The sequence below is a fragment of the Bacillus sp. FSL R7-0672 genome, from assembly GCF_038601465.1.
Taxonomy (GTDB): Bacteria; Bacillota; Bacilli; order Bacillales; family Bacillaceae; genus Bacillus; species Bacillus pumilus.
On the sequence record NZ_CP152010.1, the window covers coordinates 250,167 to 274,444 of the forward strand.

Annotated in this window: 23 protein-coding genes; 15 read left to right on the forward strand and 8 right to left on the reverse strand. The window is 43.0% G+C overall.

Features of this window, described 5'->3' with window-relative positions; genetic code table 11:
* The first annotated feature begins 153 nt into the window (after window positions 1–153).
* Together MKY18_RS01410 and MKY18_RS01415 are read left to right on the forward strand one after the other, a co-directional pair.
* Window positions 154–2,823 carry a S8 family serine peptidase gene (locus MKY18_RS01410; protein WP_342487990.1) on the forward strand — a complete coding sequence of 890 codons (2,670 nt, stop codon included), beginning with the start codon at window positions 154–156 and terminating at the stop codon, window positions 2,821–2,823.
* Between the two features lie 311 nt (window positions 2,824–3,134).
* Window positions 3,135–3,617: a hypothetical protein gene (locus tag MKY18_RS01415; protein ID WP_044139209.1), complete on the forward strand. Its 483-nt coding sequence runs from the start codon at window positions 3,135–3,137 to the stop codon at window positions 3,615–3,617.
* Window positions 3,618–3,961: 344 nt separating this feature from the next.
* Here the strand turns inward: MKY18_RS01415 and MKY18_RS01420 are convergent, their stop codons facing one another.
* The 3 genes from MKY18_RS01420 to mmuM all read right to left on the reverse strand — a co-directional run bounded on the left by MKY18_RS01420 (window position 3,962) and on the right by mmuM (window position 7,094).
* A complete protein-coding gene (locus MKY18_RS01420) occupies window positions 3,962–4,582 on the reverse strand; it encodes a hypothetical protein (RefSeq protein WP_003216967.1) in 621 nt (206 codons plus the stop codon).
* A 123-nt stretch (window positions 4,583–4,705) separates the two neighbouring features.
* Complete coding sequence (mmuP, locus tag MKY18_RS01425; RefSeq protein ID WP_065098714.1) at window positions 4,706–6,109, reverse strand: S-methylmethionine permease; 1,404 nt, start codon at window positions 6,107–6,109, stop codon at window positions 4,706–4,708.
* Between the two features lie 46 nt (window positions 6,110–6,155).
* On the reverse strand, window positions 6,156–7,094 hold the full coding sequence (mmuM, locus tag MKY18_RS01430) for a homocysteine S-methyltransferase (protein ID WP_044139212.1): 939 nt from the start codon (window positions 7,092–7,094) through the stop codon (window positions 6,156–6,158).
* A 332-nt stretch (window positions 7,095–7,426) separates the two neighbouring features.
* Between mmuM and MKY18_RS01435 the strand changes: the two genes are divergently transcribed.
* On the forward strand, window positions 7,427–8,257 hold the full coding sequence (locus MKY18_RS01435; protein ID WP_034320763.1) for a YitT family protein: 831 nt from the start codon (window positions 7,427–7,429) through the stop codon (window positions 8,255–8,257).
* Window positions 8,258–8,312: 55 nt separating this feature from the next.
* Here MKY18_RS01435 and MKY18_RS01440 read toward each other — a convergent pair.
* Window positions 8,313–9,463 (reverse strand): IS3 family transposase gene (locus MKY18_RS01440; protein ID WP_106030396.1). Its coding sequence is split into 2 segments (ribosomal slippage): window positions 8,313–9,190 and window positions 9,190–9,463, totalling 1,152 coding nucleotides; the frame shifts between segments, so codons are not numbered across the junction.
* 186 nt (window positions 9,464–9,649) lie between these two features.
* On the opposite strand from MKY18_RS01440, the gene MKY18_RS01445 reads away from it, so the two are divergent.
* Genes MKY18_RS01445 through MKY18_RS01455 form a run of 3 tightly spaced genes read left to right on the forward strand, consistent with a single transcriptional unit; the run spans window position 9,650 to window position 10,714 of the window.
* The gene (locus tag MKY18_RS01445) at window positions 9,650–9,967 is read left to right on the forward strand and encodes a PadR family transcriptional regulator (RefSeq protein ID WP_342497672.1); all 318 of its coding nucleotides are present in this window, start codon (window positions 9,650–9,652) and stop codon (window positions 9,965–9,967) included.
* Window positions 9,960–10,547, forward strand: coding sequence for a DUF1700 domain-containing protein (locus MKY18_RS01450; protein WP_065098716.1), 588 nt, complete (start codon window positions 9,960–9,962; stop codon window positions 10,545–10,547). The genes MKY18_RS01445 and MKY18_RS01450 overlap by 8 nt, the downstream gene beginning before the upstream one ends.
* Window positions 10,544–10,714, forward strand: a complete 171-nt coding sequence (locus tag MKY18_RS01455; protein ID WP_181462024.1) for a hypothetical protein — start codon at window positions 10,544–10,546, stop codon at window positions 10,712–10,714. Before MKY18_RS01450 ends, MKY18_RS01455 begins: the two co-directional genes overlap by 4 nt.
* Window positions 10,715–10,776: 62 nt before the next feature.
* Here MKY18_RS01455 and MKY18_RS01460 read toward each other — a convergent pair whose 3' ends face one another.
* Window positions 10,777–11,994 carry a multidrug effflux MFS transporter gene (locus MKY18_RS01460; protein ID WP_065098717.1) on the reverse strand — a complete coding sequence of 406 codons (1,218 nt, stop codon included), beginning with the start codon at window positions 11,992–11,994 and terminating at the stop codon, window positions 10,777–10,779.
* A gap of 213 nt (window positions 11,995–12,207) precedes the next feature.
* Here MKY18_RS01460 and MKY18_RS01465 point away from each other — a divergent pair, with 213 nt between their 5' ends.
* Window positions 12,208–12,756, forward strand: a complete 549-nt coding sequence (locus tag MKY18_RS01465) for a GNAT family N-acetyltransferase (RefSeq protein ID WP_044139215.1) — start codon at window positions 12,208–12,210, stop codon at window positions 12,754–12,756.
* A 47-nt stretch (window positions 12,757–12,803) separates the two neighbouring features.
* Here the strand turns inward: MKY18_RS01465 and MKY18_RS01470 are convergent, their stop codons facing one another.
* Window positions 12,804–13,007, reverse strand: coding sequence for a hypothetical protein (locus MKY18_RS01470; protein WP_044139216.1), 204 nt, complete (start codon window positions 13,005–13,007; stop codon window positions 12,804–12,806).
* Window positions 13,008–13,122: 115 nt separating this feature from the next.
* On the opposite strand from MKY18_RS01470, the gene MKY18_RS01475 reads away from it, so the two are divergent.
* Complete coding sequence (locus MKY18_RS01475; RefSeq protein WP_207802147.1) at window positions 13,123–13,662, forward strand: DUF402 domain-containing protein; 540 nt, start codon at window positions 13,123–13,125, stop codon at window positions 13,660–13,662.
* 37 nt (window positions 13,663–13,699) lie between these two features.
* Here the strand turns inward: MKY18_RS01475 and MKY18_RS01480 are convergent, their stop codons facing one another.
* Entirely contained in the window at window positions 13,700–15,313 is a 1,614-nt protein-coding gene (locus MKY18_RS01480) for a S8 family serine peptidase (protein WP_340908647.1), read from the reverse strand.
* 186 nt (window positions 15,314–15,499) lie between these two features.
* Here MKY18_RS01480 and MKY18_RS01485 point away from each other — a divergent pair, with 186 nt between their 5' ends.
* From MKY18_RS01485 to MKY18_RS01500, 4 genes are all read left to right on the forward strand, one after another.
* Window positions 15,500–16,981, forward strand: coding sequence for an amidase (locus MKY18_RS01485; RefSeq protein WP_340908650.1), 1,482 nt, complete (start codon window positions 15,500–15,502; stop codon window positions 16,979–16,981).
* A 38-nt stretch (window positions 16,982–17,019) separates the two neighbouring features.
* On the forward strand, window positions 17,020–17,583 hold the full coding sequence (locus MKY18_RS01490) for a TetR/AcrR family transcriptional regulator (RefSeq protein ID WP_065098837.1): 564 nt from the start codon (window positions 17,020–17,022) through the stop codon (window positions 17,581–17,583).
* Between the two features lie 80 nt (window positions 17,584–17,663).
* Window positions 17,664–18,686 carry a quercetin 2,3-dioxygenase gene (locus MKY18_RS01495; protein ID WP_065098719.1) on the forward strand — a complete coding sequence of 341 codons (1,023 nt, stop codon included), beginning with the start codon at window positions 17,664–17,666 and terminating at the stop codon, window positions 18,684–18,686.
* 149 nt (window positions 18,687–18,835) lie between these two features.
* Complete coding sequence (locus MKY18_RS01500; RefSeq protein ID WP_342497673.1) at window positions 18,836–19,969, forward strand: zinc-dependent alcohol dehydrogenase; 1,134 nt, start codon at window positions 18,836–18,838, stop codon at window positions 19,967–19,969.
* Window positions 19,970–20,146: 177 nt separating this feature from the next.
* Here MKY18_RS01500 and MKY18_RS01505 read toward each other — a convergent pair whose 3' ends face one another.
* Window positions 20,147–20,584, reverse strand: coding sequence for a MarR family transcriptional regulator (locus MKY18_RS01505; RefSeq protein WP_044139220.1), 438 nt, complete (start codon window positions 20,582–20,584; stop codon window positions 20,147–20,149).
* 260 nt (window positions 20,585–20,844) lie between these two features.
* Between MKY18_RS01505 and MKY18_RS01510 the strand changes: the two genes are divergently transcribed.
* The 3 genes from MKY18_RS01510 (at window position 20,845) to MKY18_RS01520 (ending at window position 24,268) form a co-directional block, all read left to right on the forward strand.
* Window positions 20,845–22,353, forward strand: coding sequence for an AMP-binding protein (locus MKY18_RS01510; RefSeq protein WP_217012757.1), 1,509 nt, complete (start codon window positions 20,845–20,847; stop codon window positions 22,351–22,353).
* Between the two features lie 66 nt (window positions 22,354–22,419).
* A complete protein-coding gene (locus MKY18_RS01515; protein WP_113768644.1) occupies window positions 22,420–23,802 on the forward strand; it encodes an amino acid permease in 1,383 nt (460 codons plus the stop codon).
* Between the two features lie 100 nt (window positions 23,803–23,902).
* On the forward strand, window positions 23,903–24,268 hold the full coding sequence (locus MKY18_RS01520; protein ID WP_065098723.1) for a VOC family protein: 366 nt from the start codon (window positions 23,903–23,905) through the stop codon (window positions 24,266–24,268).
* The last annotated feature ends 10 nt before the right edge of the window (window positions 24,269–24,278 follow it).

A 24,278-nucleotide genomic window follows, 5' to 3' on the forward strand; every position in this document is an offset into this window, starting at 1 on the left:
GAAATGGCAAAAAGTTTATGAAGCTATTCGTCTTGCTGTCTGTTATCTCAAATCCTAGCTTAAAACGAGTTTAATTATGCAAAAAACAGATTCTACTAAATGCATTTCTGTGATATTCTTCCAAGGTATTACAAAAGATAAGGGGGTCTTTTCATGTTCAAAAAGCAGGTCAAATCTTGTGTGGTCGTACTCATGGCCATCATTCTCTGTATGGCGGCATTACCTGGATACGAGGCAGCAGCTGCCAGTAAAGGAACAAATGTCAATGAAGCCATTGGGTTAAAAAATGGTGAAGTCATCTCAGGTACATTACAGAATGAAATGGAAGAGTCATGGTACCAAATCACGCCATCAGCACAAGAGGTGGCAAAACATACACATATGAAAATTTCTGTCAAAAGTAAACAAGTATTATCCGTATCGGTCTATCCAAGTAAAGACAGAGCGATGAAGGATGACACTTATTCGAGATATCGTGTGGATACTGCAAGTGGAGAGACAGAGGTAGATTTCCCGCATGCATGGTCAGGTCCTTACTTTGTCAAAGTGCTCTACTTAGGGTCGCAGGAAGACAGCCGTGATGAGGAAGAGGATGCGGCCTATACAATCGGGTATAAAGGAGCTAACCTTCCGCCTTCTGAACCCGTTTTCCCTGAAGACGATGAGCCTGGTATCATTATTATTGAGAAAAAGTACGGGCGAGAAATTCTCCAATCGATTCGTACAATCGAAGATAAACGTTTTAATGAAACACCAAATGGTCAGAAGCTGAGCCGTGTGCTTCAAAAAACAAAGCCATTTCTCAAATCGAAACTCATCAAACAAAAAAATGAGCAGCAAAAGGTATACAATCATCTGCTGACATTAAAGTCACTGCTAAATGACGTAGAGAAAAATGGTGCATTTAGCGGTCATATTGTAACAAAGAAAGAACAACAGGCGATCCGTTCCCTTTTTGATATGCTCAAAGGGGCAAGTCCTGCCTATTTAAAAAAGGAATTAGAAGCAGTGAGTCAACTTATCGGAATCGATCAGCTTGAAGGAAAATCGATCGGTTATGTATTAGAGAAGCAAAAGCTTGTAAAAGAAGAGAAAGTGAAGACGAATAAGATCATTTTTAAATTAAAGGATGGCCAAACGCTTCAATCTGCGAAAAAGAAGATGAAAAGCTATGGAATCCAAGAAAACCGTGTGACATCGCAGTCAGTAAGTCCTTTGTTTAAAGGAATGTATGTCTATGATGTGCCAGCAGGGCAAGAATCAGCTGGAAAGACTTTAAAAGCAGGCAAAGCTGTGATCAAAAGCACTGCGAGAAAGCTGTCCAGCATGCCGAATGTTGAATTCGCGGAGCCTGTTCAAACCTATCGTGCACTGAGCAATGATGTGCAGTATGGATACCAGTGGCCCCTGAAAAACAGTGCGCAAAACAGCGGGAAAAAAGGCGCTGATGTGAAGTTTGAACAAATGAACACACTGATTGGTACAAGCAAAATGAAGCAAACATTGATTGCTGTTGTGGATACAGGTGTAGACAGTCGTTTGACTGATTTAAGCGGGACTGTTCGTACGGACTTAGGTGCGAATCTCATTGGACGAAACAAAGATGCGATTGATGACAATGGACATGGTACGCACGTAGCTGGCATCATTGCCGCAAAAGCCGATAATTATTACTCGATGGCAGGTCTCAACCAACATACGGGCATCATTCCGGTGAAGGTGCTGGATGCCTATGGTTTTGGAGATACAGAGCATATTGCACTTGGAATCAAGCATGCAGTGGATAAAGGCGCAAAGGTCATCAACATGAGTCTTGGCGGCTACTACAGCCGGGTAATTGAATATGCAATGAACTACGCGGCTCAAAGAAATGTACTAGTGGTCGTTGCGAGTGGAAATGATGGCGTTCCAGAAATGGGCTATCCTGCGACATCAAAGTACGCAATGGCCATTGGTGCAAGCAACCGTATGGATATTGCCGCTGAATTCTCAAGCTATGGTAAAGGACTGAGCATGTCTGCACCAGGATCTGATATTCCAAGCTTAATGCCAGATGGGAATGTCTCATACCTGAGCGGGACATCAATGGCGACACCATATGTGGCAGCAGCAGCAGGATTACTGCTTTCTAAAAATCCAACCTTAAAGCCGAATCAAGTAAGGAATATCTTGCAAAGCACATCAGATAATATCTCTTTTACGTCTGTTGATGGAACAGATGACGTTTTCTATGATGAAAACGATGAGCCAATTGTCGATCCGAAAATTCCAGGGATCGATTGGATGACAGGACATGGCAGACTGAATGCATTTGCTGCTTTAAGTGCTGTCGAACTGAATGCATCTGTCAGCAAAGTGGAGGATCAGCATCAAAAGGTGACAGGTAAAGCAAAGGCAGGCGCTGCTATTTCTGTGTATAGAGGCAAAACCTTGCTTGGAAAAGGCACAGCAGGCAAAAATGGAACCTTTAGTGTGAAGATCAAGCATCAGAACAAAAACAAAGTCCTTCACATTAAGATTTCAAAAGGAAAGGCCGCTACAACGCTCAAAACAGTCGTCAAAAAAGGCAAAGCACCAGCTAAGCCGAAAGTGGGCAAAGTAACGGTCAAAAGTAAAACGGTCAAAGGGACTGCGGGTGCAGGATTGACGATTAAAGTGAAAAACAAATCAAAGAAAGTCATCAAAACGGTAAAAACAAATAACAAGGGCGCATTTACTGCCCAAATAAAACCGCAAAAAGCCAAAACGGTCTTGTATGTGACCGCTTCAGATGTGAGAAAAAGAGAAAGCAAAGCGGTGAAGGTCGTTGTTGTGAAAAAGTAAGAGGAGAGCTTCCCTTTCTAAAGAAGGGAAGTTTCAGCGTGTAGACAAACCCTCGCATTCGTTGTCAGGACTGTGCTCCGGTGCTCACGAATGTCAAATTCGCTCCGCTCCTGTGCTCGCCCTTCCTAGACTACAAAGGTTTTCTATCACGCTGAAAAGAAGACAAAGGGCTAAAATCAAGATCATTTTAGCCCTTTGTCAACAATCTGGAACTTCCCTTTCTAAAAAAGGGAAGTTTTTTTGCTTGTTACTGGAAAAATACCAATTAATGTCGATAGTAATATAGCAGGAAAAAAAAGGAGGATTTATCGATGAAAAAAATCATGTTTGCTTTCTTTCTATCATTGCTTCTCGTATTCCCAACATTTGCACATGCAGAGGAAACAGGGGCAGTACCAGCTTCCGTTCAAGTAACAAGTGTCACAGCAGCCGATAGTGGATTAGTGAATTACGGCTATGGCAGTAAATATCGCGTGGGTTCTTATTATCCAGCTACTTTTAAAGGAACACTAAAAGATACAAGTGGAAATCTCATGCCCAATCAGCCGATCCAGCTTTATTTTGAAGCAGCAATTAAATCATATGCTCAAACAGCGACAGGCACAACAGACGTAAATGGACAATTTTCACTAACGATTCAAGTTCCTTCAGGTGCAGGCTACCTTACATACAATAATGCAGGCTGGTCTACACATTACTATGATATCGTTCCAGTGACGTTCACTTCAAATGACATCAAGCTATCATCAAATGTCACAAGTGTTTACCATTTGGCATATACATTACGTAACTAATCTGCTGGGGGAGACGACTTGGCTGAAGCCTTGTCGTTTTTTTCATAGAAAAAAGGATGTCATCATGTGACATCCCTTTCTTTTTGTTAGCAAACCTGCTGGGCGGCAACCGAAAGAGTCGATAAACAAACACTCATGAGCCGTGACTCCCAGATTCGATCGAGCGTTTACCTTTTAGTTCTGAGCTTTGATGGATAAGAACTTTTACACTTGAACGTTGATCCTTGAACCTTCAGCTTTGAGCTTTTATCAAGGATCATCCAGAGATGATCAGATGAGGAGGGAATGACCTTTCCCTCGGAGGTGTTTAGTTCTATCGATTTTCGGCTCACTAACAAAATTGATTAATCGATCTGTATTTTCGTTAGTGTATTGCTTTCTGACAAGGAAAAATCAACTTCCATTTGAAAATCCTCAATCTCGGTCGAAAGCTTTTCAATCTTCACTCGAAGACGAAGCGGATCGATGATCGTCGCCTCATTTTCAGCGAGGAACGACTTGACGATCTCTTGGTTGGCAGCCGCTTGTGTTTTTCCGTCTTTTCCAAACAAGGTTTCTAAATGCTGGTCGAGCCTCTTCTTCACATCTTCATTGGTTTGTTCTGCTTTGTCTACTAGCTCTGTGTACACCTTTTTCAATTTCCGTAAATAACGAATATCGTATTCTATCGACGTCTTCCGTTCAATCGCTTCTGCCACCGTCATGCTGACACCCGCAACATCAATCGTTGTCGTCGCATTAGACACAACGATGGCTGATTTGATGGCATTCCGGCGCTTGATTAATGCTTGAATCGATTGGTCATCAGCCTTCGCCTTCTTTTCGATGTCTTCTTGATGTTGAAACCCGTGCTGTATATGTTTCCCGATCATCAATCCACCAAGTACGGCTTCATCAACGGTTCGGTTGATTCTCTTGTCTAACATTTTCAGTTCACTTAATGCTCTTGTAATGGTCATTTCCATATTAGTGACAACTCCCTTGGTTCATCCTGAAAATCATAGATTCCTATCATATACCAAAGTGTGCTTCTTTTACTAGCGATATCCTTTTTTGTCAAACTGTTTTTGATAGAAAAAAACCTGGCGTTATACACCAGGTTCTTCACGCTTTTTCTGAATCCAAGTTGTCACATAATAGGCAGCATAGCAGAGCGCGATGAAAGGGATGCCGCAGATAAGGGCAATCCGCTGATTTGGATCAAAGGCAATGCCGATCACAGAGGCAAGACACAGGAAGAAGGCAGCAATCGGAACCACTGGATAGAGCGGGGTTCGAAAGGAAAGATCATGGAGCTGTCCGCCTTCTTGTAAAAAACGTTTCCGAAACATAAATTGTGAGGCAGCAATCCCCATCCACACGATCACAACGGCCAGTCCTGAGATCGAAACAAGGACAAGGTATACCGTTTCTGGTGCGATGACACTTGATAACAAAGAAAGAATCCCGCCGATCATACTTAAAATCAGTGCATTCAAAGGAATTCCTTTTGATGTTAGCTTCGCCAGTTTTTTAGGCAGTGTCCGTTCCTCAGAAAGTGACCAGAGCATACGGGATGAAGCGTATAGTCCAGAGTTTGCGGCAGATAAGATCGCTGTCAAAATGACAAAATTCATGAAATCTGCGGCATATGGGATCCCGATGTGATCAAACACCACAACAAATGGACTTTTGATCACCCCGGCTTCTTCCACTGGGATCAAGCCGGCTAAGACCACGATTGTTCCAACGAAAAACAAGACAAGACGCAGTACGGTAGTGCGAATCGCTCTTGGAATGGTCTCGTCAGGATTGACGCTTTCACCCGCAGCAATCCCAATTAACTCCGTACCTGAAAAAGCGAAATTGACGGCCAGCATCGTCATTAAAATTGGTAAAAAGCCGTTTGGGAAAAGTCCACCTTCCCCGGTGAAGTTAGAAAAGAATGGAGCGGCCTCACCGCCCTTTAACGGAATCAAGCCAAACATCGCAGCTCCGCCAAGAATAATAAAGAGAATAATAGCCATTACTTTAATGCTGGAAAACCAAAACTCTGATTCTGCAAAAAACTTAACTGTAAACGCATTGAGTAAAAAGATAAGAAGAGCAAAGACGCCGCTCCACATCCAAACCGATGTGTCCGGGAACCAGCGCTGCATTAAAAGCCCTGCCGCTGTAAATTCCGATCCGAGTGCGACTGTCCATGTCAGCCAGTACAGCCAAGCAATTGTGTAGCCTGTGCCGGGTCCAATATATTTTGTTGCATACGTATGAAATGCCCCTGTAACCGGCATTGCAACAGACAGCTCACCTAAACAGAGCATCACGAGGTACACAATTAATGCCCCGACAAGATAGGCAAGAATCGTTCCCGCAGGCCCGGCCTGACTGATGGTATACCCAGAGCTTAAAAAGAGCCCTGTTCCAATGACGCCGCCTAGCGAAAGCATGAACAGGTGGCGGCTCGTCATTTTTCGTTGATATTGTTGTGACTCATCTTTTGCTTGTTCCATGTCTTCCCGCCCTTTTGCTTAAAAGTATGTGTGATGATTCATGATGCTATGATGTGGTTAGTTTTAAGATGTCCGTAATATCTTCTGGGGTTGTCCTGCAGCAGCCGCCGATGATATGCGCGCCGTCTTGATACCATTGATGCGCACATTCACCGAATGTATGCTGAGGCGTATCTCCGCTCCATACCTTTTCTTCAGGATCATATAATTCTCCTGAGTTTGGATACACGACAATCGGCTTGCTCGTCCCCTTTTTCATCTCTTGAATGAGAGAAGAGATAAATTGCGGCGGCGTACAGTTTACACCAACAGCAGCGATCTGTTCATAAGGTTCCAGTGCTTGTACACATTCTCTGAGCAAATCTCCTTCACTAATATGAAGGTCGTCCTTCGCGCTGAATGTAATCCAAGCAGATACACCACTGAATTCATCTTGCAGCAGCTTTGCAATGGCCGTTGCTTCAATGAGACAAGGGATCGTTTCACACGCAAGAATATCTGCACCAGCTTCTACTAATGCTTGAATCCTTGGTCTATGAAAATCAATGAGTGCCTGCTCTGTGAGTCCGTAATTTCCTTTATATTCTGAACCATCAGACAAATAAGCGCCGAATGGCCCCACAGATCCTGCGACAAATGGTTTTGTCCGCCCTTTACGACGCGCTTCATCTTGCCAAAAAAGATCGCGTGCCTCTTTTGCTAAAGTGACAGATCGTTTCATTAGTTCAATGGCTTCTTCTTTTGAATAGCCTTTTTCAGCGAAGCCATCAATCGTTGTTTGGTAGCTCGCTGTTGTGGCACAGTCAGCTCCGGCTTGGAAGTAATCCAAGTGTACTTGCTGAATCAATTCTGGCTGTTCAATAAGTATTTTGGCTGACCATAAACTGTCGTTTAAATTGCAGCCCTTTCGTTCAAGCTCTGTTGCAAGTGCACCGTCTAAAATTAAAGGTGCGTGAGCCTGTAAACGGCTTTGAATAGGATTCATCGAATTGAACACCCTCCTTTTTAGTCGGAAATGATGGATATGATATGAGGCAGTAGTTTAAATGACTAAAGTGTTTTTGTCAAGGAGAGGAAAAAGCATGTGACCGCGGAAAAACCCTGAAAACATGCGGGTTTACATGCATAAACATGCAGTCAAAATAATAGAAAACCAAGTCATTGACAGCCTCTAAAAAGAGATATATATTATGGAAAGGTTCATTTCAGAAAGCTTCGTCAAAAGGCGCTGTCTTTTGATTTTTTTTGTTCAACGACTGTCTTCTTTCGTGCAGAAAGAGGGTTTTTTATATGCTTAAAAAAGGAGGAAAGAAGAAATTGAAAAAATGTGTAAAAGATATCGCAATGATTCTAATTGGTTCTTTTTTATTTGCCGCCGCAGTGAACATGTTTGTCATTCCGCTTGAATTTGGTGAAGGCGGTGTAACGGGGCTGTCCATCATTTTCTATTATTTGTTTGAAATTGCACCATGGCTGACGAACCTAGTGTTTAATGCCATCCTGCTGCTTGTGGGGTATAAATATTTGGACAAGAAGACGACGATTTATACTGTGGTTGCCGTCGCGAGTAACTCCCTATTTTTACACCTGACCACAACATGGGTCGTGAATGTTCACGAATTGATCATTGGAGCCATTTTCGCAGGAATCATTATCGGAATTGGGATTGGTCTTGTGCTAAGAGCAGGCGGTACAACGGCGGGTTCTGCCATACTCGGGAGAATTGCCAACAAGTATTTAGACTGGAACGTGAGCTACGCCATCTTGTTCTTTGATCTGATCGTCGTATTTGCTTCCTACTTTATTATTGGTGCGGAAAAATTAATGTTCACGATTGTGATGCTGTACGTGGCAACAAAGGTGATGGACTTCGTGATAGAAGGGCTTAACACGAAAAAGGCAGTAACGATTATTTCTTCATGCAAAGATGATATTGCCGAAGAAATCAATCACACCTTGGATCGAGGCGTGACGATTTTAAATGGCCGCGGTCATTATTCAAAGGAATCGAAGGAAATTCTCTATGCAGTCATTCAAAAGCAAGAGCTTATGCGCCTAAAGAAAATCATCAAGAAAATTGATCGGGATGCATTCGTTGTTGTCCATGACGTGCGTGATGTGTTCGGAGAAGGATTTGTGAATATATAAAAACGAGAAGACCCCGGGACTGACCCCCGTTTTTGAGACAGGGATCAAAACACCTTTATACAGCCAATTGCCGATAGTTTATCGGTGATTGGTTGTTTAGTTTCGTTTGAATACGAATGTTGTTATAATAATAAATGTATTCTTTGACAGTGCGTTCTACGATGCTGGTCGTAGTGCGGTCAATCCTGTTAAGATAGAACGTTTCAGACTTTAGTGAGGAATGAAACGATTCGATGGAGGCATTATCAGCGGGCGTCCCTTTACGGGACATGCTCATGGTAATGCCTTTTATATGAACAGCTTTCTGATACTCGTAAGATGTATACACAGAACCTTGATCGCTATGTAACACGCAATTCTCAGGCAGTGCTGGGAGCTGATTAAGTGTGTTTAAGATAAAGTCTGTGTCCTGCTTATCACCAATCGTAAAAGCAATCACTTCTCCATTATATAAATCCAATATACTGGAAAGGTACAATTGTTTCTGTCCATAAGGCAAATACGTGATGTCCGTTACTAGTTTTTCAAGAGGGCGATCAGACTGAAAGTTCCGATCCAGTATATTACCGGCCACGGCATAGGGCTGCCCATTCTTCTTACGCTTTTTCATTTTAACCCGGCATTGCCACTGGTTTTTCTGCATGATACGTTGAACAGTTTTATGGTTAATACGCATTCTCCTTTTTAGTATAGCTGTGATTTTTCGATAACCATATCGATATTTGTGCTTTCGGCACAACGTGCCGACCTGTTTCTCTAGTTGTCTTTTAGAATGATTCTGAGTCAGATCCTTTTTCCATCTATAATACGAAGTACGTAAGATGCCTAAATGGACACAGATGTCCTGTACCGTCATCGTTTTGCACAATTCTTCTACCAGTTTGATTGACGTTTCCTTATCAACTTCCTTTCCAATTCGTTGTACTTTTTTAAAACTTCATTCTGTTGACTCAAATAGCGATTTTCTGCCTGCAGTCTCTCTAATTCGGAAGAGTACTCGGGACCCTTTCCATAGGTATATTGTTTTCCAACAGGCTGTTCGAACCGGTGTGTATCCCCAGCCTTATGCCACCTCACCCATGTCTGAACCTGCGTCTTATTCTTGATATTCAATTTCTGCATGATCTCTTTCATAGGTACGCCTGCCAATCTCATTTCTACAGCCTTCTGTTTGACTTCAACCGGATAACTCACTCTTGTCCCCATAGAAAAAACACCTCCATGTTTTATTTCGGATCACAACGATCCATTTTCAAACTTGAAGGTGTTTTTTATTTGTCTCATCTTATGGGGTCAGTTCCCCCATTCCATTAGGGTCTTTTTTTTATACTTGATACCCCTTGTCACATGATACTATGTAATGTATAGTATAAATGGTTAGGAGTTGTAATCATGAATGCACAATTAAAAAAAGGGTTGCTGGAATTCTGTGTACTGGCGGTATTAAAGAAAGGCGATTCCTATGGTTATCAAATGATTAAAGATATGTCCCATTGTATTGAGATTTCAGAATCGACATTATATCCGATATTAAAACGGTTAGAACAAAACAATTATGTAGAGACCTATTCCCAAGAACACAATAGTCGATTAAGAAAATACTACCGGATGACAAAAAGCGGCTGTGAGCATATGGCGCAGTTTTTAGCGGAATGGGATCAAGTGATGGCGATTTACGACTTTATTTCTGGAGGACAGGGCAATGAATAAAAAAGAATTTTTAGCCAGCTTAGAGAAGCACCTGCATCGTCTAGGCGAAAAAGAAAGTGATCGTTTCATCGAGTATTACGATGAAATGATCGAGGATTATCAGGAAGATGGATACAGTGAACAGGAAGCGGTCGATCAAGTCGGGCAGCCTACCATCATCGCTGAAGGGATTTTGAAGGAACAAGGAATCAAAACCGTTCAGGTGCCGACGTTTGGAGAAAAAGCCACAAGGCTCTCCATCCTCATTTTAGGCTTTCCGTTATGGGGTAGTATTCTAGCAACAGTCTTCCTGCTGATTCTTTCTGTGTATATGGTGATTTGGTGCATTCCGCTCGTGACAGGTACAATGACGCTAGTTGGTCTGCTCGGAGGTTTTTGGAGCATCATTGGTTCTCCATTTATCTTTCAGGACGGTTTGCATGTGGTAGTGACGCAGATTGGCGTTGGTATTCTTCTATTAGGTGTCGGATTATTATGCGGCATGGGCACGGTGTATTTGACAAAGCTATTTGTTCAAATGACTGTTCAAACCACTAAGGCATTCATGGGAATGTTTAAAAAGAAGGTCGTGAGAATATGAATGTGAATGATTTAAAAAAGCAATGCATCAAATGGGGGATCATCTTCACCGTTGTCGGGGGAATTGTAATGGTAATTGGTTTTGGACTATCAGGCTTTGACCTAGATGCATATCACAACAATGACCAGAACAATGTGTTCCGCACCATCAATTGGAGCAAGCCATAAAAAGAAGACAAAGGGCTAAAATCAAGATCATTTTAGCCCTTTGTCAACAATCTGAGACCCGCTTATGCGGGTCTTTTTTTCGCTCGAATCACAAAGAAGAAATAACAGCAAAGTGCACCTAGTTCACAAAGCATAATAATCAGACCCATTGGAAAGGCTGTTTGGCTTCCGGCTAGTCCGACAAGAGGCGTCATGCAGGCGCCTAGCAGCATTTGTGCCACACCAATGAGTGCGGCTGCACTTCCTGCATGTGCGCCGTGATGCTGCATCGCAAGAGACGGGGCAGAGGTGCCGACAATTCCAACGCTTGAGACCACAAAAAAGAGCGGAATGAGAATACCATACAACCCTGCATCAATGGAGATCATCAAAAATAAGGTGACGCCGCCTAAGGCAGCTATCAGCAATCCAATGCGAAGAACCTTCTCTTCGCCGATTTTAGCAGCGACGCGGGCAAATACTTGTCCAGCCGTGATGATCCCGAGACTATTCACCGCAAAGGCAGCACTGAATCCTTGTGGAGAAAGGTGAAAAAGCTCCTGAAGCACAAACGGTGAGCCAGAAATATAAGCAAACATCGCTGCGAATACAAGACCTTGGGAGAGGGCATACCCAACAAAGAGACGATCACTCGCTAAAATTTTCATGGCACCAACAATCTGTTGAAAGCCTCCTGTCTGTCTGCGCTCCGCAGGTAAACTTTCTTGAAGTGAAAAAATGGATCTCAGCAGCATCAAGGCCCCGAGAATTCCTAATAGAACAAATACACCCTGCCATGTGGTAAAGCGTAACATCTGTCCGCCCACGATAGGTGCCGCTGCCGGAGCAACCCCGTTGACCAACATGAGCAGTGCAAAGAATTTCGTCATTTCTGAGCCTTCATAATGATCACGCACAATGGCTCGTGCAATGACAATGCCTGCTGAACCAGCGAGCCCTTGAATCAATCTTAAGAGGATGAACGTCCAAATCGACGTGACCACCGTACATAAAAGGGATGCGGCGATAAAAATGATTAAGCCGATCATCAGCGGTTTTCTTCTGCCGATCGTATCACTGATAGGACCTGCAATCAGCTGTCCAAGCGCCAGTCCAATCAGACAAGCCATCAGACTTAATTGGGACAAAGCCGTGCTCGCTTCAAAATCACGTGCAATATTAGGTAAAGCAGGTAAATACATATCCATTGCAAGCGGTGCAAGGGCTGTTAAAGACCCAAGCAATGCAGCAAGGAGAAATCGGTTTTTTTTCGATTCTTGGGGATAAGATAAAGAACTCATATGATCATTACACTCCTCGTATACTTCCTCAAAACAGCATAATGAATCAAGCGCTCCTTTTCAATGGAAATTTTCAAAGAGGATTCCGTGCAAAATGATTGATCTTTCGAATGAGACTCTTTACATTGAATGAGTAGAGAAAAGAACAAGGTCATCGACATGCAGTATTTGCATGATACGTATATCTAGCAATAGAGAGCAGGAGGTGCTGACATGGAGCAGCAAGAGCTGATCATTCGTCAAGCAGTCAAAGAAGATCATGAAGCGATCAGACAAGTACTAATCAAGTCCTATTCACAATATGAACCTCAATTTACAGAGGAAGGCTGGCAAAATTATTCTGCTGCGCTTGCAGCAGCTGTAGATAATCCGAACATGGAGCTGATGCTTGTGGCGGAGCTTGAAGGTAAGGTCGTGGGGACGCTTCAAATGTTCCGGTCATCAGAGCAAGCGTATGACAAACCCGAAATGGGCATTACATCAGCCATCGTCCGGTTTTTAGGAGTAGATCCCGATGTCAGGGGAAAAGGAATTGCAGAGTCATTGTTACGTAAAAGTATTGAACTCACGCAATCATGGGGCGAAAATGTTCTGTACCTTCATACATCTGATAAAATGCAGGCTGCCATTCGTCTATATGAAAGAATGGGCTTTGAGCGTGCACTAGATAAAGAATTTGTGAATCAAAATGGGACGCATGTCAAAAGCTATCAATATGTCATCCAAAAAGAACAGCCGGCTGGTTCATCACATCACGCGTAATAAAAGGAAGAGCACGTCCCCAATGGACAGCTCTTCCTTTTTTCAATTTACGCCCACAGTACAAGCGCCCAATATGATACCAACCACGAGATTAAACCGAACATAACAAAGAATTTTAACATGTGCTCATAAGGAGATAGCTTTCGTTCTCTCTTTGTTTTCACCAGCCGCCAATAAAGGGCATAGCCACAAAAAATGAGGATGATTTGTCCAAGCTGTGTAAGGTTCTCAAGAATCGAGATTCCGTTCATTTATTTCACCTCATCATAGGTCTTCCATATGTGAATGCAGCAACCCTTTATTTTTTCAAAAAAAAATCGGTGTATACTGGAAAGAGAGAAACTAGATGCAAGAGGGAGTTGTGACATGGTGTTTTCGCTACATGCGGATCGGTGGGATGAAGTAACCGAGAGAAAAATCAAATACGATCAGAAGGTTGTGGAACATACGTGTCAGCTGTTAGATGTTCAGGGACAGCTGGCTGTACTTTTTCACAAGATTGAAGACACGTTTACGATGAGGGCAGGCGATGGTAGTCTGACCATTCCAAAAGGGAGCTATACGACCGCCTATTATTGGAAGGATCGACCTTACAATATTTACTTCTGGAGGGATGATCAAGGGAAGGAACTTGGGTCTTATTTTAATATTGTAGGGAATACATGGTTCAACGGCCAGCTGGTCATGTTTGAAGACCTCATTGTTGATCTTCTCGTTCTTCCGAATGGTGATTTTTTTGTATTGGATGAAGATGAGTTGCCGGAGAGTTTGGCGGATTTTGAACAAGGTTCAGTGCGCCGGGCATTAGAGGGTGTGATGGCTTCGTTAGAAAGCATACTCGATCAAGTGAGGGCAGATGTCGAAGGGAAATATCATCACAGCTTGTTTGCGCCGCTGTTGAAATAAAAAAACGATTCCTTTCAGCGAGGAATCGTTTTTTCTGTTACACCTTGATACGGTTTAATCGTTTTTGTAAACTGGTTTTCGTTTTAGAAGCTTTTAGCTGTTTGACAGCGGTTTGCGCTGCTGCTTTTGTTTTCTTCGTTCGTTTGGTTTCCGCTTTTTTGACCTTTTGTTTGGCGTCTGTCACTTTCTTTTGATAGGCGACTTGTTTTTTGACTTTGTCGAGCCGATTTTGCAGGCTTGTTTTTTCTTTACCTTTGTTTAACTTTTTGATGGCCGTTTGTGCGCTTTTAATGGCGCCTTGTGTTTTGCTTTTTTCGGCTGTTTGAACCTTTGCACGTGCCAAGCGGATATCAATGGTTCCTTGTACCTTTTTCACCCGTTCAGTGAGTGCTGTTTTTGGTTTACTTGCAGTGAGTCGGCCAATTCTCGTTTTGGCTTGATTGACATCTGCCTGCTTTTTAGAAGTTTCGGCTGTTTTGACAGCGCTAGTCGCAGCCTTCAAAAAGCTTGATTGTGCTATATATTGCACGCGGCCATAGCCGAATTGTGGATCCTTTCCTTTTGCGCCAAGATCCACTGTATAGCTGCGTAATAAGGTGCGAAGCTGAACATTTGTTTTCTTCGGGTGAAGCTGCTTCAACAGTGCCAGCATGCCTGTGACATGCGGCGTGGCTTGTGATGTACCTGTTGCATACCAATATTCATTTTTTAAATAAGTGCTGATGACGTTCTGACCAGGGGCAGAAAATTCAATACCTTTCCCTGTATTTGAGATAGACGCGAGTTTGTCTTTGTCCGTCGTTGCAGAAACGGCAATGACGCTATTGTACGCGGCAGGGTAGCTGATATGATTCTTCTTCCCATCATTCCCGCTTGCAGCGACCACAAGCAGTCCTCTTTTGTATGCTTCATCCACTGCTGAACGCAAAATAGGGATATTGTCTTCAAAACCTAGACTTAAATTCATAATATCCATCTTGTTGCTAATGGCCCAATCGATTCCTCGAAGCAGGCTGTACAAGTCGCCTTCTCCCTTTTTATCTAACACTTTTACAGCATATAGCTTCGCACCAGAAGCGACGCCGACTGTGCCATAATCGTTATTGAGCGCACCAATCGTGCCTGCTACATGTGTGCCATGCCCTTGATCATCTTTATAGGAAGTTGTGTACTTCACAAATGATTTACCGCCGGATATCTTTAAATCCTCATGTGGAGAAATTCCAGTATCTAAAACGGCTACCTTCACATTTTTCCCCGTGACGCCTTCTTTTATCGCTTGCTTTACATTCAGCTTTTGCAGGTTGTAAGATTTTTGAACCAATGCATCCTGATTCGTAGAGGCAGCGGTTTTTTTCATCGTAGAAGAAGCGAGTTTGACCTTTATGTTTTTTGAGACATACGCGATGTTTGGATCTTTTTTGAGTGACGTGACCGCTTGTTCATCTGCTGTCACAGCGACAGCGGGAAGATGTATGTACTGTGCGTTCACTTTTTCACTTTCTTCAATAGCTGTTTGCTTTCCTTTTTGGTTTTTATAGACGATGATGACATCTGTTTCTTTTGGCGGTACAGCTGCCTGCGAATGGTAAGGCAAGGCAGTTGTCAACGCAAGAAGAAACGCGATGACTACGACGATTTTCTTTTTCAAGGCGATAGCCCCTTGCATACGATGACCTCCGTCTTTTTTTCTCTATTATATCGGAGAAATGAGAAGGATGGTTAGAAGAATCATATTGTTTGTCAGAAAGTTTTTTTACAAGTAACCTGAAATTGAAATTCATACAAATCTAGTAGACAATAGAGAGATCATAATAAGAGAAAGTAGGATATGCTGATGAACGTAAAAGAGTATATGACGTATGATGCGACAGGCTTGGCAGCACTTGTACGGAATAAGCAGGTAACACCAGATGAGCTTGTACAAGCTGCATTTGCTAGATTGAATGAGGTCAATCCTGAACTAAATGCGTTGATTCAGACAAGACAAGATCAAGTATTAAAAGAAATCAAGACATTACATACGAATCAGCCGTTTGCAGGCGTTCCATTTGTACTGAAAAATATATCGCAAGGACTGGAAAATGAACCGCTGACAGCAGGTGCTGCATTGTTAAAGGATGTAAAGGCAAAAACGGACTCCCACTTTGTCCAGCGATTGAAGCAGGCTGGATTTCTCATGATGGGACATACAAACACACCAGAATTTGGATTAAGGAATGTAACAGAACCTGCTTTACATGGTCCAACGAGGAACCCTTGGCATCCTGGCTATTCCCCTGGCGGTTCAAGCGGCGGGACGGCAGCAGCTGTTGCAAGCGGCATCGTACCTGCTGGTGGAGCAAGTGATGGTGGAGGTTCCATTCGGATTCCAGCATCCTTTACAGGTTTGTTCGGTCTCAAGCCAACAAGAGGAAGAACGCCGGTAGGACCAGGCGCAGGAAGGCAGTGGCAAGGGGCATCCATTGACTTTACACTAACAAAAACAGTGAGGGACAGTGCAGCTCTTCTTGATCTGCTTCAAGTCATTCAGCCTGAAGCAGCTTTCCAAACGCCATTATATGACGGCAGCTATCAAGAAGATCTAGTGAAACGTCCATCTTCTATGCGAATTGCTTACAGTGTAGAATCACCAGTAGGTACGAAGGTCAGTGAGGAAGCGAAGCAGGCGGTGCAGCAAACAGTGAAATGGCTGAGTGATCAAGGGCACCAAGTAGAAGAAGCAGGGCCTGCAATCGATGGGATTCATCTGATGCAGCAATACTACGTCATGAACAGCGGAGAAATGTCTGCATTATTCACGTCCTTGAATCGTTCATTAGGACGTCCAATCAATCCGGAGGAAACAGACATCGTGGCATGGGTGTTGGCGGAGGCTGGCAAAAATGTAACCGCAGCTGCTTACACAGAAAGTCTTGATGCATGGGATATGGCAGCTGCACAAATGGCGTCATTTCATCAAACCTATGATCTCTTTGTGACACCAGCGACTGCCTATTTTGCTCCTAAGGTTGGTGAGTTGATGCATTCGAAAGAAGAAATCACTGAACTTTTACGTGTGTCATCTCTCTCAATGCAAGCGCAGCAGGATCTCATTTATGACATGTTCTTAAAGAGTCTGACCTACACACCATTTACACAGCTTGCCAACTTAACGGGTCAGCCTTCTATGAGCGTTCCTGTTCATCTCACTAAGGCGGGCATGCCTTTAGGGGTACAGGTAACAGCACCTAAGGGGAAAGAGGATTGGCTTCTTCGGCTTGCAGCAGAAATGGAGACATCTTCGATTTGGAAAGGAACAAATCAACTCATACGTTGAAACGACATTTGTCTATTGGAGGGAAAGGAGTGTCACACGTGAGTACGAAGGATAGAATTATTCAAACGGCCGCACTTCTTTTACGAAAACAGGGGTATCATGCGACAGGATTGAATCAAATCATTAGAGAGAGCGGCACGCCTAAAGGATCTCTTTATTATTATTTTCCAAACGGAAAAGAAGAGCTAGCCATAGCAGCCGTTGAATATATTAGTCAAAAGGTCATCGATCGAATTGAAGAAAGCTTTGCCTATTCGGATGATCCTTATATCGCCATCGACCGCTTTATGACAAATATCATTCGGGGATTTACGGAGCAAGAAAATGAAAGAGGCATTCCGATTGTCTTGCTGGCGGCAGAATCCAAGCCAGAACATACGCAGCTTCATACTGCATGTAAACAAGAAATGATCCGCTGGCAAAAGCTTGTGAAAGAAAAGCTCATGAACAGCGGATATGAAGAAAACAAAGCGGATGAGCTGGCTTCTCTCCTTCATTCAATGGTGATTGGGGGTCTATCGATGACAACCGCACTCAAACAAACGACCCCGTTAGAACATGTGAAATGTTACCTTAGACACTTATTTATGCGAGAAGAGTAAAATCTCTCGCATATTGTCTATCTATTATATCAATTGGTCTATATAATAAAGATAGTCAATTAGTCATGAGGAGTGATGGGATGTCGGAGCAACCGCAATCGATCAAGCAATCCGAAGGAACCTCTTTTTATACCGTGTCTGGTTCAGGGAAGCTGTATGGGCTGGAAAATCAGCTTGTTCATGTGCTGGCAGAAGCAAATCAAACGAATGAGCTGTTTGAGCTTGTCTTAATCACAGGTGGGAAAGGAGCTTATTTTCCACTTCACTGTCATGAGCACTTATTTGAAACCATTTTTGTGCTGGAAGGAAAGCTTGAAGTGATCTTGGACGGTAAAAAATATATGGTCACAGCCTTCGATTATATTCATATCCCGCCCAAAACGATCCATGGCTACAGAATGCATAGTCACAAAACAAGATTTATTTCATATACGTTGGGCGGACAAATGACAGATGTCTATCAGCAAATTGGGAAAAGGCTTCAGCGGAACGAATGGCCGATGACCGATCATGCTTTCGATGCAGACAGCTTTGAACAAGCTGAAAAAGAAAGCGATCTCATATTGATGCATGGTATCAGGCAGCTGTCAAATACAACTAAGCCCTCCGTATTATTTCATAGTCAGCTCCCTCAGGCGGTGCAGCCCTACGTATTAGAGGCTGGTGAAGGGAAGCAATACATTATTGATGGTCAGCTTCATGAGCTGATCGCAACAACAGAAACAACTGGAGGCGGATTCAGTCATTTTGTGATTGAAGGCGCGAAAGGAAAGTATTTTCCTCCGCATTATCATCAAGTACATACAGAAGCACTCTATTGCGTTGAGGGAAAAATGAATCTTCAATTGAACGGAGAGGATATATGCCTGATGCCGGGTGACTTTGCCTATATACCGCCGGATACAATTCACTCTTATGAATTCGTGTCCCATTCTAATAAATTTTTGCTTTTACTGCTCCCTGGAAAGATTGAGCAGTTGTATGAGCAATTTGAAGAATCACAAAGCCCGAGTATATGTCCTTATTTTATTCAAGAAGGGAACTTGATGATTGATCGAGAGACTTCCTCTCAATATGATTTGGTCTTTATCGAAAAAGGATAAATATGTAACGCGTTACACATGATTGAATAAGCGCCTGTCGAACCGATCGACAGGCTTTTTTGTTTTTTAATAATCCTGATCTGATGAATGAACCATCCATTCAAGGTGAAGCTATGTACAGATGATTTTCGCTAAAGGAGGAAATGCATGTGAGAGCTGTTACTTATCAGGGGAAAAATAGCATTGCAGTGAAGAAAGTAGATGCGCCATCTATTCAAGATCGGGAAGATGTGATCATCCGAATGACATCAACAGCAATTTGTGGATCTGATTTACATTTGTATCAGGGTAATTTCCCGCTTCCAATCGGCTATGTGATTGGGCATGAGCCAATGGGGATTGTGGAGGAAGTTGGACCGGATGTCACGGCAGTGAAAAAGGGAGACCGTGTCGTTATCCCATTTACCGTTGCATGTGGTCAATGCCAATATTGTCATCACCACTTAGAAAGCCAATGCGACAACTCAAACCCGCACTACGATTCGGGTGGACTTTTTGGATATAGTGAGAAATATGGGAACTACCCTGGAGGACAGGCAGAATATTTACGCGTGCCTTTTGGAAATTACACCCCGTTTAAGATCCCAGGTGATTGTGAGCTTGAGGATGAACAACTGCTGTTCTTATCGGATGTTCTTCCAACTGCTTATTGGAGCGTGGAGCACGCCGGTGTGAAAAAAGGTGATACGGTCATTGTGTTAGGCTGTGGACCTGTTGGGTTAATGGCACAGCAATTTGCATGGCAAAAAGGGGCAGAACGTGTGATTGCGGTCGATTACATTGATTACCGTCTGCGACATGCAAAGCGGATGAGCGGCGTAGAAGTATTTGATTTTACAGAAGACCCAGACATGGGAGAAACGTTAAAGGAGCTCACCAAGGGTGGAGCCGATGTTGTGATCGATTGTGTGGGAATGGAAGGGAAGAAATCGCCGCTTGAAAAAATTGAGCAGGAACTCAAGCTGCAAGGCGGAACAATTGGACCGATTCAAATTGCTACAAAAGCTGTTCGGAAATGTGGAACGGTTCAGCTGACTGGTGTGTATGGGGGGCTGTACAATATGTTTCCATTAGGCGCTTTTTTCGCAAGAAACGTCACGCTGAAAATGGGGCAGGCCCCAGCAAGAGGGTACATGTCAAAGCTTTATCAAAAAGTGACAACCGGTGAAATTGATCCTAGAGCAATCATCACACATCAATTGCCGTTAGATGATGCCGCTCATGCGTATCACATATTTAATGATAAGAAGGATGATTGTATAAAGGTCATTTTAAAGCCATAAAAAAGAAGGCTTAGGTTTATCCCTAAGCCTCAGCGTGTAGACAAACCCTCGCATTCGGTGTCAGGTCTGCGTTCCGGTGCTCACGAATCTAAATTCGCTCCGCTCCGGTACTCGTCCTTCCTAGACTGCAAAGGTTTTCTATCACGCTGAAAAGAGGACAAAGGCTTAGGAATTTTCCTAAGCCTTTAATGTGTGCTCGTCCATCATTTTTTCGATTAATTCAAAAAATGTTTTTTTATCTTCTTCTGAAAGGTGGTCGAACAGCTGATTGACAAGCAGCTGGCGGTTGTCGATCATTTGTTTTGCAATTTGTTCACCTGATTCAGAGAGTTCAATCCATACAGTACGGCGGTCATTATTATTTCGAGAGCGGATAATCAGCCCTTCATCTTCTAAGTGATTGAGAGCGGTTGTTGTTGCAGAGGGAGATAATGAAACTTCCTGCAGAATATTTTTCACAGTACATGATTGATGACGATAAATGATGCGTAAAATAAACCCTTTCACATTCGTGACGTTTTTCGGGATGTTCTCTTCATCTATTTGTTTCGTCGCCTTTAAATACTTTGTCAGCGCATGATCTAATAAACTTGCCTCTAGCTCGAAATGTTGCATTCTCCATACCTCTTTTCCTATTGCATTCGCATTTTCCGATCAATTACTAGGTCTATCTTATCATAATAGTTATCATCATTTAAACCAAAATGGAAGACGGCTATAAAATTACCTATATTATCAATTAATATAAAGAACAATTCCAAATTGAAATGATTTTACTTTCAGCTGGTTTTATTTTAGAATGTAATGAGATAAAATCTGCCAATCCATTCACTGGAAATTGGCTTTTGTAAATCAAACGTTTGGAGATGAAGATATTGAATACATTACAGGCATTACTTAACGACAGAATGGAACGCTCTTCACAAATTGAAGCGGTAACTGGCGGGGGTGTGTCTTATACATTTGAAGAATATGCAAAACGCATTGACCAGCTCGCTCATTACTTACATCAAAAGGGGATTCGAAAAGGGGACCGTGTTTGCTTTATTTGTCAAAACCATCATCACTTTTCAACGATTATGCTGGCAGCCATTAAAGCAGGTGCAGTCGCAGTTCCGCTTAGCTGGCAGCTTACTTCCTTTGAGCTGGAAGGTATTTTGAAAAAAGCAGAGCCAAAGGCTTTATTTTTTGACCGTGAATTCCGTGACATCATTGCGGCAGTGAATGTGTTTTTAGAAGATTGCCTGATGGTGGAATCCGGTGTCAATGCGAAAACAACACAGCTGTTTGAAGACATTTTGGCTTCAAATGATGGAAGTAACCTTGCTGAAGAGGTATCAGAAGAGGATCTAGCGATGATTTTATTCACCTCTGGGACAACGGGGAATCCAAAGGGCTGTATGGTCGGACATGGACGAATCTATCAATTTTTAACAAGACATGGGAATCGAGGTTTCGATCTGAAAGGAAAACGGTACTTGGCGAGTCACCCTCTGTATCATATGAGTTCGATTAATCACCTGATCGCAGCTGCGATTGAAGGGTATACGCTCGTCTTCTTACATGATGCAACACCGAAGCGCATTTTAGAAACGATTGAGAAAGAAAGAATTACGTTCATGATGGCTTTCCCATCAGCTTACACGTACATGCTAGAAGAAATGAAACGCGGTTCGTACGATCTCTCATCTTTTGAAATTGCGATTTCTGGCGGTACGAAGGTGCCGGTACGCTTAATTAAAGATTACAAAGAAGTAGGCATTCAGATGATGCATGGCTATGGAAGTACCGAAGCATGGGTTGTGAGTGCGTGGCATCCAGCGATGGGCGAGGATAAAATGGGCTCTGCAGGTAAAGTGGATCCGGATGTAGAAGTGAAAATCATGCACCCTGAGACAGAGGAGACATTGCCAGCTGGAGAGATTGGCGAAGTCGTTATGAGAAGCCCATTTTATTTCCTAGGCTACTATCATCAGCCTGACGCTACAGAGAAGGTGCTGAAAGATGGCTGGTTCCATATGGGGGATGCAGGGTATCTAGATGAAGACGGTTTTCTTTTCATCACAGGAAGATACAAAGATGTGATTCTGTACGGCGGGGATAATATCTATCCTGACCAAGTAGAAGAAGTCATTGATCAAATTCCAGGTGTGATTGAATCAGCTGTCATTGGGGTACCGGACGAATTATATGGTGAAGTGCCAAGTGCGTATATCGTAAAAGACGATTCCGTCGATTTTTGCGAAAAAGATGTTGTGAACTATTGCCAGGAACGTTTGGCAGATTACAAAGTGCCCTCCATCCATTTCATACAGGAGCTGCCAAAGAATAAGCTTGGTAAAATCATGAAGAAAGATTTACGTGAATTGGTTGTGAATGCGTAGTGCCTATTCTGCTATAATGAAATTTGAATGATTTTCTGTTTTTCTAACGTTTTGGAGGGAAAGGGTTTGCGACATATTCTACGTAAGAAACACATTCACGATTTGTTAGAACAGAGCAGGCAGCAAAAGGTAAAGAAAACGCTGGGCGGGCTCGATCTCACGCTCCTTGGTATAGGGGCAGTGATCGGCACGGGGGTCATGGTGTTAACCGGAATTACAGCGGCTAAGGATGCAGGGCCGGCTGTCATTTTTTCCTTTGCTATCGCAGCGATTGTGTGCAGTTTGGCAGCACTTTGCTATGCAGAAATGGCTTCAGCGCTGCCTGTATTCGGCAGTGCGTACATTTATTCATATACAACGATGGGTGAGCTTGTCGGGCATCTAATGGGATGGACGTTATTGTCCGTTTATATGCTGACTGCTTCAGCTGTCGCCAGTGGCTGGTCGAGCTATTTCAACAGCTTGCTTGAGGGGTTTGGGATTTCAATCCCCCATCAATTTTTAGCGGGACCGGAACAAGGTGGATATATGAATCTGCCAGCTATTATCATTGCCTTACTGATTGCGTGGATCTTATCAAGAGGAACGAAAGAAAGTAAAAAATTCAATAATATCATGGTGTTTGTGAAACTCGGTATTATTGTTCTTTTCATTGTAGTAGGCGGGTTTTATGTACAGCCATCCAATTGGCAGCCGTTCATGCCGTTTGGTGCAGAAGGCGTCATTGCCGGTGCTGCTGCTGTGTTTTTTGCCTTCTTAGGATTTGATGCGATTTCTGCTTCTGCAGAAGAGGTGAAAAATCCGCAGCGGAACCTGCCAATTGGCATTATTGGCTCATTACTCATTTGCACGATCATTTACATTGTCGTTTGTTTGATTATGACAGGTATGGTGCACTATACAAAACTGAATGTCACAGAGGCTATGTCCTATGTCTTGCAAAGTGTACATCAAAATAGCGTAGCCGGTATTATTTCTGTCGGTGCGGTCATTGGATTGATGGCTGTGATTTTCGCCAATAATTATGCAGCAACTCGAATTGCCTATGCGATGGGACGAGATGGTCTTTTGCCGAAAGTGTTTTCGAAAATAAACAAAAGCGATACGCCTGTTGCAAGCATATGGATGATTGGCGGCATGACAGCTGTTATTTCAGGGTTTATTGATTTAAAGGACTTGTCCAATTTAGCGAATATCGGTGCTTTATTGACGTTTGCAATGGTGAGTTTATCTGTGCTCATTTTGAGAAAGACACATCAGCAGCTTGAGAGGGGATTCCGGGTTCCATTTGTGCCGGTCTTACCTATTATTTCAATGGGCTGCTGCTTGTTCCTTATGCTCAACTTACCAGGCCGGACGTGGCTTTACTTTGGCGTTTGGCTGTTAATCGGTGTCGTCATGTACGCAGCGTATTCAAACAAACATAGTGAATTAGCGAAATCTTCATGAGAAAAAGGTGCAAATCCGTTGACGGTTTGTGCCTTTTTTCATACGATTTGGGATAAGCTATAAAAGAGAAGATGGACGGAATAAGAGGAGGATGAGGGGTATGATTAGTGTTAGTCCTTATATTGTGGTAGACGATGTGAAGGAATCTCTTCAATATTATCAAGGGATTTTTGGCGGTGATATTCATATTTTAAATGAACATCAAGACCGTGTGCTGCATGCAGAACTGCACCTTGGAGAATCGCTGCTTCACTTTTCAGATACGTTTGACCAAACACCAAAGCCTGAACATCTCAGATTGATTATGCAGTTTGACAATGAAGAAGAACTAAAGGCTGTATATGAAGCGCTAGAAGCTGATGGAGATGTACTGGTCGAATTACAGGATACGTTCTTTGGGGCACTTCACGGACAAGTACAGGACCGCAAAAATGGGTTGATCTGGGTGCTGAATTATATGAAATAGACGAAGACCT